The following is a 13145-nucleotide window of genomic DNA, read 5'->3' on the forward strand; positions in this document are numbered from 1 at the left end:
GCCACCAAATCGCCTGGGCAGCGCGGAGGCCGACACGCGCACGCCCCCGCCCTGCGGCGTCGGGGGTCACCTTCCGGCGGTGGTAGGCGCGCTCGCCGGCGGGGTGGTCGTCGTCTCGGCGGCGAGCGCGTCCTGCAACCACTCCGAGCGGGAGATCTTCACCTCGTCCGTTCCGCGGTAGACGGACGGCGTGATGGCACCGCCTCCGGACAGCGTCGCCAGCGACGAGCGCGCCACGGACGCCGCAGCCTTCTCCGCGTCCAACTGGGCCCCGCTCCCGATGCAGGACACCGCCGGACCGTCGGCGCCGAGCCGCTGCGCCAACTGCGCCAACTGCGCGTTGTCGAAGTCCGATCCGCCTCCCTCACGGGGCTGGACGCCCTTGGTGAACAGGGCGTCACGGAACTTCGAATACGCGACCGCGTCCCCCGACTGTGCGATGCACCGTGCCGCTGCGGCCGCACGCGTCGAGTAATCGCCGGAGGGCGACTTGCCGTCGAGGATGGTGATCGAGTGATACCGCACCGCCAGCCGGCGTCCCGTGATCGCTCCGTACACCGAATCCCCGTACAGGTCGGTGAACTGGCCGCACGCCTCGCAGAGGTAGTCCTCGTAGACGTCGAGCACCACCGGGGCATTCGGGACGCCCAGCCGAATGGCGCCGTCACCGTCCAAGGCCACGGGCACACCGACCACCGAGGCGATGTCCAAGCGGGCCGGGTCCGGAATCGCGCCGTCCGCCGTCGGTGCCGCCGATGTGGTGGCGACCGGGGTACCGTCCGCCTCGGGGGTGTCGTCCGCGCCCGATCCGCATCCGGCGAGCGCGCCGACGGCCAACACCGCCGCGGCCACCGCGGCGGCCGCGCGCCCGCGGCCGATTTCCGGGGCTGCGCGCCGCCGCCGTGCATCATCCGTGCCGCCGCCCGTGTCCATCCTCAGCCCGCGCACTCCGTCTCCTCCCGGTCGGCCGCAGTTTTCACCTTTCCACGTCCCGGCTCCGTGCGTGCGGGCAGCGCCCTGGAAAGACGGTTCCGCCCCGCGCGTCCAGTGCGGACGGGCGGGGCGGAACTCCGGTCGACGGCCGCCGACGGCGGTCAGTAGCTCACTGTCCGGTGAGCTGCTTGATCCAATCGGCGGTCTGGATGTTGACCTTCTTGCCGTCGTGCAGGACGGTCGGGGTGCTCACCTGACCGCCGGTCTTGTCGGACAGCTGCTGCATGGACGACTGCGCGCCAGCCTTCGCCACGTCGACCTTGGCGCCGTCTGCGATGCAGGAGACCACGGCATCGTCCGCGCCGACCTGCTTCGCCACGTCGGAGAGCTGCGCGTTGCTCAGGTCGGTCGAGCCCTGCTCCTCCGGCTTGACACCGTCCTGGAAGAGGGCGCTGTGGAACTTGGAGTACAACGCGCCATCACCCGTGTCCGCGACGCAGAGCGCCGCACCGGCCGCTCGCGTGGAGTAGTCGCCGCTGGCCGAGTACTTGTTGAGGAAGTCGAGCGTGTGGTACTGGACCGCCATCTGGCCGTTGTCGATCGCCTGGTTGATCGCCCCGCCGAACTGGTGCTCGAACTGGGCGCAGGCCGGGCAGAGGAAGTCCTCGTAGGCGTCGATCTTCACCGGGGCGTCCGGGTCGCCCAGCAGCACACCTCCGGAATCGATGACCTTCACCGGCGTGCCGTCCTGGACGGATCCGTAGCCTTCGGCCTGCACCTCGGTGTCCTCGGTGTTCGGCAAGACCACGAAGATCACGATCAACACGATGATCGCGACGATCGCGACGCCGCCGAGAACGTAGGTGAGCAGCGCGTCGTTGCGCTTGTTGTTGCCCAGCTTGGCGGCGTTGTACTTCTTCGGTGGTTTCTTGGAGCTCACCTTGCGTCATCCATCCTTTTCTCCGGGCGGCCCCGCCGCGGTTGCGGCGGGTGCAGCTCGTCACTGGGTGTCGTTTTCCGGGTTCACGCAGGTCGGAACGGCGGCCGAACCGCCGTAGCAGGGGTCATTGCGACACGGTCCCGGCCTCGTCGGACGCGCCCTCCGGGACGTCATCCATGTGGTCGCCGTCCTCGTGCACGTCGTCTTCACGCGCACGCAGTCCGGCTCGCGATCCGAATCCGAGGGCAAGCGGGCTGCGAGGCCACAGTGTCAACCACGCCGCAAGTATAAGGAAACCGACATCGCGCGCGATCTCCTCGGCGTAGTCCGCCCAGGTGACGGACGCGTCCTCGCCGCCGCCGCCGAAGCAGCCGCAATCGATCTGCAGCCCGCGGGCCCACGCCGAGGCGACGCCGGCGATCAGCACCAGAAGGAGCAGACCCGACACGATCGCCGTCCATCGGACCGCCAATCCGAGGATCAGCATGAACCCCAGGACCAATTCCACTGCGGGCAGGCCGATCGCCACCGCCCGCACCATCGAGTCGGGCAGAAGCCGGTACGCGTCGACGGCCTCCATCGACTGATGCACGTCGGACGCCTTTGCCCAGCCGGAGACCAGCCATACGGCGGCCAGCCCCAGGCGGACGAGCAGACTCACGATCGGTTTCCACACGCGGCCGAGGATACCGGCACTTTGCGCCTTCGCGCCCGTCCGTTGCACCCGATTGAACAACAACCGCCGGGATACCGGCCGCAAGGGAACGCCGCGACGGCGGTTACGTGCACTCACCAGAAGGTGTTACGGTGTCTCGCATCGGAAGTTTCGTATATCCGAACATATTGATGAGCAGCCCCGATACGCGAGATCGACCGCGCAGACGGCGCCTCCCACGGCCCACAAGCAGGAGTCTCCACGATGGCGACGTCGACCGACCCCGCCGAAGCCCCACCACCGGCCACCGGCCACCGGCCACCGCACGCACGCCGGCACGATGCACGCCGCGTCGCGATGCTGTTCGGTCCGGCCTTCGTGGCCGCAGTCGCCTACGTCGACCCGGGCAATGTGGCAGCCAACGTCACCGCCGGCTCCCGATTCGGCTACCTGCTGCTGTGGGTTCTGATCATGGCGAACGCGATGGCGGTACTGATCCAGTACCTGTCCGCGAAACTGGGGCTGGTCACCGGGATGTCGCTGTCGGAGGTCCTGGGCGCACGGCTCGGCACCGTCGCCCGGCGGGCGTTCTGGCTGCAGGCCGAGGTGGCCGCGGCGGCAACCGACGTCGCCGAGGTGATCGGGGGGGCCATCGCGCTCCACCTGCTGTTCGGCCTGCCGCTCCCCGTGGGCGGACTCATCACCGGAGTCGTGTCCATGGCCGTGCTGGCCGTGGGCGACCGCCGCGGACAGCGCCGGTTCGAGCTGCTCGTGGTCGGCCTTCTGCTGATCATCGCCATCGGCTTCACGTGCGGTCTTCTTTTCGTCGATGTCTCCCCCGGCGCGCTCCTCGCCGGGATCGTGCCCCGGTTCGAGGGGGCGCAAACCCTGCTCCTGGCCGCGGGGATGCTGGGCGCGACCGTGATGCCGCACGCCATCTACGTCCATTCCGCACTCGCACGCGACCGGCACCGCACCGACCTCGCACAACCGGGTCCGTCGAGCCGGGCCCCCCGCGGCCCCGCCATGCGGCGACTGCTGCGGGCGACGAAGTGGGACGTGGCGATCGCGCTGGTGATCGCCGGCGGCGTCAACATCGCACTGCTCGTCCTCGCCGCAGCCGCGCTGCACGACGTCCCCGGCACGGACACGATCGAGGGTGCACACCACGCGATCGAGACCGCACTGGGGCCCGCCGTCGGAACCGTGTTCGCCGTGGGGCTGCTGGCCTCCGGGCTGGCCTCCACCTCCGTGGGCTCGGCTGCCGGGGCCGAGATCATGCAGGGCCTGCTCCGCGTGCGGATCCCCCTTCTGGCCCGCCGCATCATCACGCTCGCACCCGCCGTAGCACTGCTCGCGACGGGAGCGGATCCCACCTATGCCCTGATCCTCAGCCAGGTGGTGCTGAGTTTCTGCATCCCGTTCGCGCTGATCCCCCTGGTGCGGTACACCTCGCGGCAATCGATGATGGGCGCGTATCGCAGTGGTCCCGCAGTACGCGCCGCCGCCTGGGCGACGGTGACCGTGATCGCGGCACTGAACATCGCCCTGCTGGCCTTGACGGCGCTGGGCGTCGAATAGCAGGCGGCCGGCGTGCGCACAAGGCGGCACGACGGCGACGGGCCCCGGCGGGAACTTCTCGCCCGCCGGGGCCCGTGGTCGGTGGAGCTGCCGGGAATCGAACCCGGGTCCTCCGCAGTGTCACCGAGGCTTCTCCGTGCGCAGTCCGCTATGCCTCTGCTCGGGTCTCCGGATCTCGCGAACCCGTCCGGATGACGACCCCAGTCGCTGTGTGATGTCCCGTCAATCTCCGCGACCGATCATGACGGTGAGCCCTCTAGCTGATGCCAGTACCCGGGCCGAGGGCGAACCCGGACTGACAGACTCACGCCTGCTGCTTAGGCAGCGAGGGCGAAGGAGTCAGCGCTCTGCTTGGAGTTGGCGCTTAATTGGTTGCAGCGACGCTTACGGTGGTCTCCTGCCTGCACCGGCACGCTTCCCTTGGATCTACTCACGCAGTCGAAACCGTTCAGCCCCTTTCCGCGACCTCGACAGCGATGCGTCCGCACGCTGCCGTGTCCGCGTGATCCTGCTTCTCGCGATCTGCCTTCTCACGATCTGCCGTTTCGTGATCTGCCGTTTCGTGATCTGACTTTCGCGATCTAGCCGCCCGCACGCTTCCGCGCGGACAACACAGTCTAACGCGCACGCCCCCCGAAATCATCCCGCCGGCCGTCGCGACCGCGGTGCAACACGTATTCCCAGGTCGACGGTGTTCACTCTCACGCGTCAACGGCGTTGACAGCACGTTGTCAACAGCGTTGACTGTGCTGCATAACCACGAAACCTCAGCAGGGGATTGAGCCATGAGCACCGAACACCAGAGCAACCCGCACGGGGACGCCGCGCGCGGCCCCGACTACACCGAGATCCTCGCCGACGACATCGAGGCGGTCGCGCCGACGCTCGGCGAACACCACCCCAAGCACGAGGCGCCACCGGGCGTGGACGCGCCGGTGAGCCTCTCGACCATCGCGAAGGCGATGATCTTCCCCGTCTTCTTCGTAGTGATGTTCGCGCTGTGCTACATCAGCGCATTCCACAACCCCACGCCGCACGACATGCACCTGAGCATCGTCGGCCCCCAGCAGCAGGCCTCCGCGGTGGCCGCGGGCATCGAACAGGGCTCCCCCGGCTCGTTCGACATCACCGCCACCAGCGACCTCGGCGGCGCCCTCGACGGCCTCGCCTCCCGCGACATCCAGGGCGTCATCGAGCTAGGCAGCCCGATGACCGTGCACATCGCCTCCGGCGCCAGCGCCACCGTGGCACAGGTGGTGCAGGGGGTCGCGAGTCCGCTGGCAGAGTCCATGGGCACCACCGTGCAGACGGACGACATCGCTCCGCTCACTGATGGCGACGCCACCGGCATGGGCCTGTTCTACTTCATGATCGTCTGCTCGATCGCCGGCTATCTGACGGTGACGGTGCTCGCGCAGCTCGCTCCCCGCATGAAGATGCGGCGCATGCTCGGCATCCTCGGCGTCATGTCCGTCGCACTGACGCTGATCGCCTTCGGGGTCGCCTCGATCTTCACCGGCACCTTCGGCGCGACGGCCGCCGGCCTCACCGTGATGCTGCTCGTCGGCGTCCTTTACACGTTCACGATCGGCCTCGTCGCGGTGGTACTCAACAAGATCCTGGGCCAGGCGGCCATCATGGCGGTGATGACGATCGCGATCTTCATGAACTTCCCGAGCGCAGGAGGCGCCATCGCACCGTCGATGCTGCCGGCGGCATGGGAAGCCGTGCACTCGTTCTGGATCGGATCGGGCGCGGTCCAGGCGATGCAGTCGGTGATCTACTTCGGCGGCAACGGCCTCGGACAGGGCCTGCTCATCCTCTTCGGCTGGCTGGCGGTCTCCGCCGCGGCGCTCGCGCTCGTCGTGTGGCGCGCACGGGCGAAGGGCTCCGACGCGGCGGGCGGCACCGGCGCGGTCGTCTCCGGTGCGCACGCTCCGGAACGGGAGCCGGTGGCCGTGCACTGACCCGGCCTCCCTGCCCGCACCCGCGGACTCAGCCCCGCATGCCCTTCACGCGGCGGCCGAGTTCGCGGGTGACCTCGCGCTCCATGGTCCGGCGCCGGATGTCCTGCCGCTTGTCGTAGACCTGCTTGCCCCGCGCCAGCGCCAGTTCCAGCTTGACCTTGCCGCCGGAGAAGTACATCGACAACGGCACCAGGGTCAGGCTTCCCTCCTGGGTCTTGCCGATGAGCATCTCGATCTGGCGCCGGTGCAGGAGCAGCTTGCGGACCCGTCGCGGCGAATGGTTGGTCCAGCTGCCGTGCGAGTACTCGGGGATGTGCAGGCCGCGCAGCCACACCTCCCCGTCGTCGACCGTCGCGAACGCGTCCACCAGTGACGCCTTCCCCTCGCGCAGGCTCTTCACCTCGGTGCCCACCAGCGCCACCCCGGCCTCGTAGGTGTCGAGGATCACGTAGTTGTGGCGCGCCTTGCGGTTGGTGGCGATCACCCGCCTGCCCTCGGAATCCGCGGGCTTCTTCTTCGCGCCCTTGCCCTTCTTGGCCATGCTCTGTTCCCTGTCCCGTCCCGACGCGGTCTCAGCGTCGCAACGCGCGCGTCCAGCCCTTGTCCTTGGCGCGCAGGCCGACACTCCGGCGCGCGCATGCCGTCATTCCCTCACGTACAGGCGCAGCGTGATCCATCCGGTCACCGCCGCGAGCACCGCACTCACCGCGATGAGGATCGGCGCGACGAGCCCGATGTCCGCGTCCGTGATCCTGGCGATGATGTTGGAACTGTACAGATCCGACAATACGTCCTTGATGAACAGGTTGTTCGCCGCGAACAACCCGCCCACGGCAAGCACCGATCCGACCACGGCGGCCACCACCACCTCCAGCAGGAACGGCAGCTGCGTGTACCAACGGGACGCGCCCACCAGGCGCATGATGCCGACCTCCGTGCGCCGTGAGAGCGCCGCGATCTGGATCATGTTCGCGATCAACAGCACCGCGCCCACGCCCTGCACCAGCGCCACCGCGAACGCCGCGTTGCGGATGCCGTCGAGCACCGAGAACAGCCGGTCCACCAGATCCGCCTGGGTGCGCACGCGCTGCACGCCGGTGCGATCGCTGAACTCGCGGTCCAGTTCCCCGAACAGCTTCTGGTCGTCCACCTTGACCTTGAACGACGCCGGCAACGCCTCCGGCCGGACCAGCGACAGCATCTCCGGATCCGAGGCGAACTGCTGCTGATAGATCTTGTAGGCCTCGTCGCGGCTCACGAAGGTCACCGACGACTGCCCCGCCGCCTCGGCCAGGTCCTGCCGCAGCTCCGTGCACGTGGCCTGCGTGCAGTCCGGGTCGTTGGTGGACACGTCGTCGGTGAGGAACAGCTCGACCTCCACGCGATCCAGATAAATCTGCTCGGTGGCGTTGCTCATCTGGACCACCAGCAGGCCGCTGCCGAGCAGGCCGATCGAGATCGCGGTGGTGATGATCATCGCCACGGTCATCGTGATGTTGCGGCGAAGCCCCTGCAGGACCTCGGTGAAGACGAATTTCGCGCGCATGGGTGTGTGCTCTCCGGTCGGTGGGGACGGCGGCGATCAGGCGGGGGCGGCGGCGAGCGGTACGACGGAATCCCGTCCCCGCCGCGCCGCGCGGGCGCTACCTGCCCACGCCGTAGACGCCTCGCTCCTCGTCGCGTACCAGCCTGCCCAGCTGCAGCTCGATGACGCGCCGGCGCATCGAGTCGACGATCTCGTGGTCGTGCGTGGCCATCAGCACGGTGGTGCCGGTGCGGTTGATCTTGTCGAGCAGCAGCATGATCCCGCCGGACGTGTCCGGGTCGAGGTTGCCGGTGGGCTCGTCGGCCAGCAGGAGCAGCGGCCTGTTGACGAAGGCGCGCGCTATCGCGACGCGCTGCTGCTCGCCGCCGGAGAGCTCGTGCGGAAGGCGGTGCGACTTGCCCGCCAGCCCCACCATGTCGAGCACCTCGGGGACGACCTTCTTGATGTTCGCCTCACGCTTGCCGATCACCTCGAGCGCGAAGGCGACGTTCTCGTAGACGTTCTTCTGCTGCAGCAGCCGGAAGTCCTGGAACACGCAGCCGATGGTCTGACGCAGCTGCGGCACCTTGCGCCCCGCCAGCTTGTTCACGCGGGTGTCCCCGACGAACACGTCACCGGAGGTGGGGGCTTCGTCTTTGAGCAGCAGCTTGAGGAACGTCGACTTCCCGGAGCCGGAAGGCCCGATGAGAAAGGCGAACTCCCCCTTGCCGACCTCGACGTTCACCTTGTCCAGTGCGGGCCGGGTAGACGTCTTGTACGACTTGGAGACATTCACGAGACGGATCACGGAGAGCCAGTGTAGCCATGCCCGCGGGCAGCGCCGATCCTCCGAGCCCGGCGCGGCGCTCAGTCCTCGTCGGAGCGCATGCGCCAGCGGATGCCGGCCTCGATGAATCCGTCCAGCTCGCCGTCCAGCACCGTCTGCGGGTTGTTGACCTCGTACTCGGTGCGCAGATCCTTGACCATCTGGTACGGGTGCAGGACGTAGGAGCGCATCTGGTTGCCCCACGAGGCGTTGCCGCCGGCGCCCAGCTCGTCCATGGCGGCCTTCTCCTCCTGGCGCTTGCGTTCGAGGAGCTTGGCCTGCAGCACCTTCATCGCCGCCACCTTGTTCTGCAGCTGCGACTTCTCGTTCTGGCAGGTGACGACGATGCCCGTGGGGATGTGGGTCAGCCGCACCGCCGAGTCGGTGGTGTTCACCGACTGGCCGCCGGGACCGGACGAGCGGTAGACGTCGACGCGCACGTCGTTCTCGGGGATCTCGATGCTGTCGGTGGTCTCCACCACCGGCAGCACCTCGACCTCGGCGAAGGACGTCTGGCGACGGCCCTGGTTGTCGAACGGGCTGATGCGCACCAGGCGGTGCGTGCCCTGCTCCACCGACAGCGTCCCGTACATGTAGGGGTCCTTGACCGCGAAGGTGGCGCTCTTGATGCCGGCCTCCTCCGCGTAGGAGGTGTCGTACACCTCCACCTTGTGGCCGTGCTTCTCCGCCCAGCGCACGTACATGCGCATGAGCATCTCCGCGAAGTCGGCCGCGTCCACGCCGCCGGCGCCCGAGCGGATGTTGACCAGCGCCTCACGCGGGTCGTACTCGCCGGACAGGAGGGTGCGCACCTCCATCGCCTCGATGTCGGAACGCAGGCTCGCCCGCTCGGAGTCCGCGTCCTCACGGGCCGCGGCGGCCGCGTCGCCCTCCTCCTCGTCGGCCAACTCGTAGAGGACGGGCACGTCGTCGAGCCGCGAGCGCAGGTCCCTCGCACGGCGCAGCGTGGCCTGCGCGTAGGAGAGTTCGCTGGTCACCTTCTGCGCGTTGTCCTGGTCGTTCCACAGCTCCGGGTCGGCGGCCTGGTGCTCGAGCTCATCGATGCGGCGCGCCAGCTCGTCGATGTCGAGCACGCGCTCGACCGTCGACAAAGTGGTCTCGAGTTCTGCGAGGTCTGCGGAAACGTCAGGTTGCACGGTAGACAAGGCTACCCGCCGCCCACCACGCCGACCCGGACGGAGTCTCCTGGCAGCAGCCGCGTCACGGTACGGTCATGGCCATGTACGCCGCCGACCTGGACCTCGCCCTGCGCCTGGCGAATCGCGCCGATTCGATCACCGGCAAGCGGTTCCGCTCCGCCGATCTGCGGGTGCAGGACAAGCCGGACATGACGCCGGTCACCGACGCGGACGTCGCCGTCGAGCGCATCATCCGCGACATCCTCGAGATCGAACGCCCGGACGATTCCGTCCTCGGCGAGGAGTTCGGCGGCGAGCCCGCACCGACGGGCCGGCAATGGGTGGTGGATCCCATCGACGGGACGAAGAACTTCGTCCGCGGCGTCCCGGTGTGGGCCACCCTGATCGCGTTGTTCGAGGACGGCGTGCCGGTGCTCGGCATGGTCAGCGCCCCGGCCCTGTCGCGCCGCTGGTGGGCGACAGCGGGCGACGGCACGTTCGGAACGTTCGAGGGAGGTCTTCCCCGCGCGCTGCGCGTGTCCGGCGTCGGGGACCTGAGCGCCGCCAGCCTGTCGCTGTCGAGCCTGTCCGGTTGGCGGGCGCGCGGCGACCGGGACCGCGTCATCGACCTCACCGACGAGGTGTGGCGCTTGCGCGGCTACGGCGACTTCCTCTCCTATTGCCTCGTCGCGGAGGGCGCCGTCGACATCGCCGCGGAGCCCGAGGTGTCGCTGTGGGACCTCGCCGCCCTCGACATCATCGTCCGCGAGGCCGGCGGCCGATTCACCGCGCTCGACGGCAGCGCGGGCCCGGCGGGCGGCAGCGCCGTGGCCACCAACGGCCTGCTGCACGACGCGGTGCTGGCCCGGATCGGCACGTAGGCCGCGCCGGCATGCGCCGGATGAGAAAGCTCTCATCGGCGGCCCGACGATGTCGGTCGCCGGCGCAGAGTGGAGTCATGCGTGAACGACGTCCGTCACCGGCGACCGCGGCGGCGGGAACGGCCGCCGCCGTCGCCGTCGCTGCAACCGTGGCGTGGGCGGTGCTCGGCCACGGGTCCTGGTCGGTGGATCCGGACCTCGGACCGGCTGTGGACGCGCGGCTCGTCACCGCCACCACCGACCCGGCACCCCCGCCTCCCCCAGTGAATCCCGCACCCGGCGACCTTCCGGGAACCGGCTCCGAGGGCGGAGGAACCACAGGCGAATCCGGCGCCGCCGGAGCGGAAGTGGTCCCGCCGCACGCCCCAGCACCCGCCGCGGAGGACTCGGAGGCCGACCCCGACGAGGACGCGGACGACGGAGCCGCGGGCGACGCGGACGGGTCTGCCGACCCCGACGCGGACGACGATTCCGACGACGCCGGGCACGGCGGCTGACGATGCGCCGCCGGATCCGGCCGCCGAGCACGCGTGCCCGCGTCCTCGGGTGGTTCATGCTGATAGTCGCCATCGCGCTGGGTCTCAACCTCGTCGTGGTCGACCAGCTGATGCATTCGCGCGTCGCCGAAATGACCACGGCCGAGCTCGAACACGAGACGGATCGGTTCCGCCTATTCGCCGAACGCGGCGTGGACCCGCATACCGGCCGCCCGTTCGCGGACATCCCCCAGTTGCTCGAGAGTTACCTCGCCGAGGCGGTCCCGGAGAAGGACGAGGCGATGTTCAGCGTCGTCGACGGCCGACCGGCGCACCGCACCCGCAACGACGTTCCGGTCCGACTCGACCGCCGTGACGACGTCGTCGCCGCGGCATCCGCCGCCACGGCGCCGTCGGTCGGGCGGATCGAGGCCGGCGGCGGTGCCGTGTACGCCGCGATCCCGGTGACGGACGGCACCGGAGGCGCCTCGGGCGCACTGGTCGTCGTCGAATACTCGGGGGCCGCACATGCCAACGCATCCCAGGTGGTGCGGTCGACGGCGCTGGCGAGTACCGCGGCGCTGCTCGTGGCGGGAATCATCGCGTGGTTCGTCGCCGGGCGGATCCTCGCCCCGCTGCGTCAGGTGCGCCGGACCGCGGAGGCGATCACCTCGTCCGACCTGTCGCGCCGCATCGGGATCGCCCCCGAGGCCCGCGACGACGTGGCGCGCCTGGCCCGGACGTTCAACACCATGCTCGACCGGCTGGAGCAGGCCTTCGAGGGGCAGCGCGAGTTCCTCGACGACGCCGCGCACGAGCTGCGCACCCCCTTGACGATCGTGCGCGGACACCTGGAGCTCATGGGCGACGCACCGCAGGAACGGGCCGAGACGACCGCGATGCTCCTCGAGGAGGTGGACCGCATGCAGCGGTTCATCGACGACCTGGCGGTGCTGGCCGCAGCCGACCGGCCCGATTTCCTCACGCCCGGGCGCGTCGATCTGACCGACCTCGTGGTGGGCGCTGTCGCGCGCGCCAGTGCCCTGGCGAGCCGGCACTGGACGGTGAGCGACGCGGCGGACACCGTGATCATCGGCGACGGCCAACGGCTGACGCAGGCGCTGATGCAGTTGTGCGCCAACGCGGTCCGGTTCACGGTGGACGGAGACGCCCTGAGCATCGGCGCGGTGGTCCGCGACGGCCGCGTGGTGCTCACCGTCCGCGACAGCGGCCCCGGCGTGCCGGACGGCCTCAAGGACCGCGTGTTCGACAGGTTCACCCGAGCCGACGGGCACCGCCGCGACGGTTCCGGCCTGGGACTCGCCATCGTCAGCTCCATCGCGGCGGCGCACGGGGGTACCGCGGCCGTGCACGATGCCCAGGGCGGCAGCGCGGTCTTCTCCATCCGGTTCCCCGCGCGGTTCCCGGACGCCTCCGGCGCGGCCGGTCCTGCGCGAGGGGCACCGCCCCCCGACCCGCAAAGCCCCCCGGACGACCGATCGAAGGAGAAGGCATGAGGCACATCCTCATCGCCGAGGACGAAGCACGGATCTCGTCGTTCCTCGCGAAAGGGCTGCGAGCCGCCGGATACACCACCGAATGCGTAGCAGACGGCCGCCAGGCATGGGAGCACGCCTCGTCCGGCCAGTACGACCTCATGATTCTGGATCTGGGACTGCCCGTGCAGGACGGCATGTGGGTGCTGCGCCGGCTGAGGGCCGGCGGAAACAGGCTCCCCGTCGTCATCCTCACCGCACACGGCACGGTCGCCGACACCGTATCCGGACTGCAGAGCGGGGCCGACGACTACCTGCGCAAGCCGTTCGCCTTCGACGAGCTTCTCGCCCGGGTGGAACTGCGGTTGCGGGGGGCCGGGGCGTCCCCGGAACCGACGGTCCTGCACGCCGGTCCGGTGGCTTTGGACCTGCAGACACGCCGGGCCAGGGTCGAGGGCCGGGCGGTGGAACTGACCTCGCGCGAGTTCGCGCTGGCCGAGGCGTTCATGCGGCACCCGGACCAGGTGCTCTCCCGGCAGCAGCTCCTCTCGCAGGTATGGGGCCTGGACTTCGATCCGGGCTCCAACGTCATCGACGTCTACGTGCGGTACCTGCGTCGCAAGATCGGCGACGACCGCATCGAGACCGTCCGCGGCGCCGGCTATCGGATGGCCGCCCGCTGACCCGCGGCGCATCGGCCCGCGGACACGAGCACGGCTGCAGACG

General features: G+C 69.5%; 13 protein-coding genes and 1 other RNA gene. 6 read left to right on the forward strand and 8 right to left on the reverse strand.

What is annotated here, in order from left to right; translation table 11 throughout:
* Positions 1–66: 66 nt before the first annotated feature.
* From FO059_RS13520 to FO059_RS13530, 3 genes are all read right to left on the reverse strand, one after another.
* Positions 67–948, reverse strand: a complete 882-nt coding sequence (locus FO059_RS13520) for a DsbA family protein (RefSeq protein WP_143909524.1) — start codon at positions 946–948, stop codon at positions 67–69.
* A gap of 154 nt (positions 949–1102) precedes the next feature.
* Positions 1103–1873 (reverse strand): DsbA family protein, encoded by a 771-nt coding sequence (locus FO059_RS13525; RefSeq protein ID WP_143909527.1) that lies wholly within the window; start codon positions 1871–1873, stop codon positions 1103–1105.
* 124 nt (positions 1874–1997) lie between these two features.
* Complete coding sequence (locus FO059_RS13530) at positions 1998–2549, reverse strand: MauE/DoxX family redox-associated membrane protein (RefSeq protein ID WP_143909529.1); 552 nt, start codon at positions 2547–2549, stop codon at positions 1998–2000.
* Between the two features lie 243 nt (positions 2550–2792).
* On the opposite strand from FO059_RS13530, the gene FO059_RS13535 reads away from it, so the two are divergent.
* Positions 2793–4109 (forward strand): Nramp family divalent metal transporter, encoded by a 1317-nt coding sequence (locus FO059_RS13535; RefSeq protein WP_143909531.1) that lies wholly within the window; start codon positions 2793–2795, stop codon positions 4107–4109.
* A 79-nt stretch (positions 4110–4188) separates the two neighbouring features.
* Here FO059_RS13535 and ssrA read toward each other — a convergent pair.
* Positions 4189–4565, reverse strand: a transfer-messenger RNA (tmRNA) gene (ssrA, locus tag FO059_RS13540).
* Positions 4566–4894: 329 nt separating this feature from the next.
* Between ssrA and FO059_RS13545 the strand changes: the two genes are divergently transcribed.
* Positions 4895–6076 carry an ABC transporter permease gene (locus FO059_RS13545; protein WP_143909533.1) on the forward strand — a complete coding sequence of 394 codons (1182 nt, stop codon included), beginning with the start codon at positions 4895–4897 and terminating at the stop codon, positions 6074–6076.
* A gap of 28 nt (positions 6077–6104) precedes the next feature.
* Here the strand turns inward: FO059_RS13545 and smpB are convergent, their stop codons facing one another.
* From smpB to prfB, 4 genes are all read right to left on the reverse strand, one after another.
* A complete protein-coding gene (gene smpB, locus FO059_RS13550) occupies positions 6105–6617 on the reverse strand; it encodes an SsrA-binding protein SmpB (RefSeq protein ID WP_143909535.1) in 513 nt (170 codons plus the stop codon).
* 102 nt (positions 6618–6719) lie between these two features.
* Entirely contained in the window at positions 6720–7622 is a 903-nt protein-coding gene (gene ftsX, locus FO059_RS13555) for a permease-like cell division protein FtsX (RefSeq protein WP_143909537.1), read from the reverse strand.
* A gap of 97 nt (positions 7623–7719) precedes the next feature.
* Complete coding sequence (gene ftsE / locus FO059_RS13560) at positions 7720–8409, reverse strand: cell division ATP-binding protein FtsE (protein WP_143909539.1); 690 nt, start codon at positions 8407–8409, stop codon at positions 7720–7722.
* 59 nt (positions 8410–8468) lie between these two features.
* Positions 8469–9584 (reverse strand): peptide chain release factor 2, encoded by a 1116-nt coding sequence (prfB, locus tag FO059_RS13565; RefSeq protein WP_143909541.1) that lies wholly within the window; start codon positions 9582–9584, stop codon positions 8469–8471.
* A 77-nt stretch (positions 9585–9661) separates the two neighbouring features.
* Between prfB and hisN the strand changes: the two genes are divergently transcribed.
* The 4 genes from hisN (at position 9662) to FO059_RS13585 (ending at position 13102) form a co-directional block, all read left to right on the forward strand.
* Positions 9662–10447, forward strand: a complete 786-nt coding sequence (gene hisN, locus FO059_RS13570; RefSeq protein ID WP_143909543.1) for a histidinol-phosphatase — start codon at positions 9662–9664, stop codon at positions 10445–10447.
* 77 nt (positions 10448–10524) lie between these two features.
* On the forward strand, positions 10525–10944 hold the full coding sequence (locus FO059_RS18410; protein WP_158726398.1) for a hypothetical protein: 420 nt from the start codon (positions 10525–10527) through the stop codon (positions 10942–10944).
* Positions 10945–10946: 2 nt separating this feature from the next.
* A complete protein-coding gene (locus FO059_RS13580; RefSeq protein WP_143909544.1) occupies positions 10947–12440 on the forward strand; it encodes a sensor histidine kinase in 1494 nt (497 codons plus the stop codon).
* Positions 12437–13102 carry a response regulator transcription factor gene (locus tag FO059_RS13585; protein WP_143909546.1) on the forward strand — a complete coding sequence of 222 codons (666 nt, stop codon included), beginning with the start codon at positions 12437–12439 and terminating at the stop codon, positions 13100–13102. Before FO059_RS13580 ends, FO059_RS13585 begins: the two co-directional genes overlap by 4 nt.
* Positions 13103–13145 lie beyond the last annotated feature (43 nt).

The organism is Tomitella fengzijianii (assembly GCF_007559025.1).
GTDB lineage: Bacteria > Actinomycetota > Actinomycetes > Mycobacteriales > Mycobacteriaceae > Tomitella > Tomitella fengzijianii.

Coding starts and splice junctions, on each gene's coding strand:
- FO059_RS13535 (WP_143909531.1), top strand. CDS start 2,793: ATGGCGACGTCGACCGACCCCGCCGAAGCCCCACCACCGGCCACCGGC.
- FO059_RS13545 (WP_143909533.1), top strand. CDS start 4,895: ATGAGCACCGAACACCAGAGCAACCCGCACGGGGACGCCGCGCGCGGC.
- smpB (WP_143909535.1), bottom strand. CDS start 6,617: ATGGCCAAGAAGGGCAAGGGCGCGAAGAAGAAGCCCGCGGATTCCGAG.
- ftsX (WP_143909537.1), bottom strand. CDS start 7,622: ATGCGCGCGAAATTCGTCTTCACCGAGGTCCTGCAGGGGCTTCGCCGC.
- hisN (WP_143909543.1), top strand. CDS start 9,662: ATGGCCATGTACGCCGCCGACCTGGACCTCGCCCTGCGCCTGGCGAAT.
- FO059_RS18410 (WP_158726398.1), top strand. CDS start 10,525: ATGCGTGAACGACGTCCGTCACCGGCGACCGCGGCGGCGGGAACGGCC.
- FO059_RS13580 (WP_143909544.1), top strand. CDS start 10,947: ATGCGCCGCCGGATCCGGCCGCCGAGCACGCGTGCCCGCGTCCTCGGG.
- FO059_RS13585 (WP_143909546.1), top strand. CDS start 12,437: ATGAGGCACATCCTCATCGCCGAGGACGAAGCACGGATCTCGTCGTTC.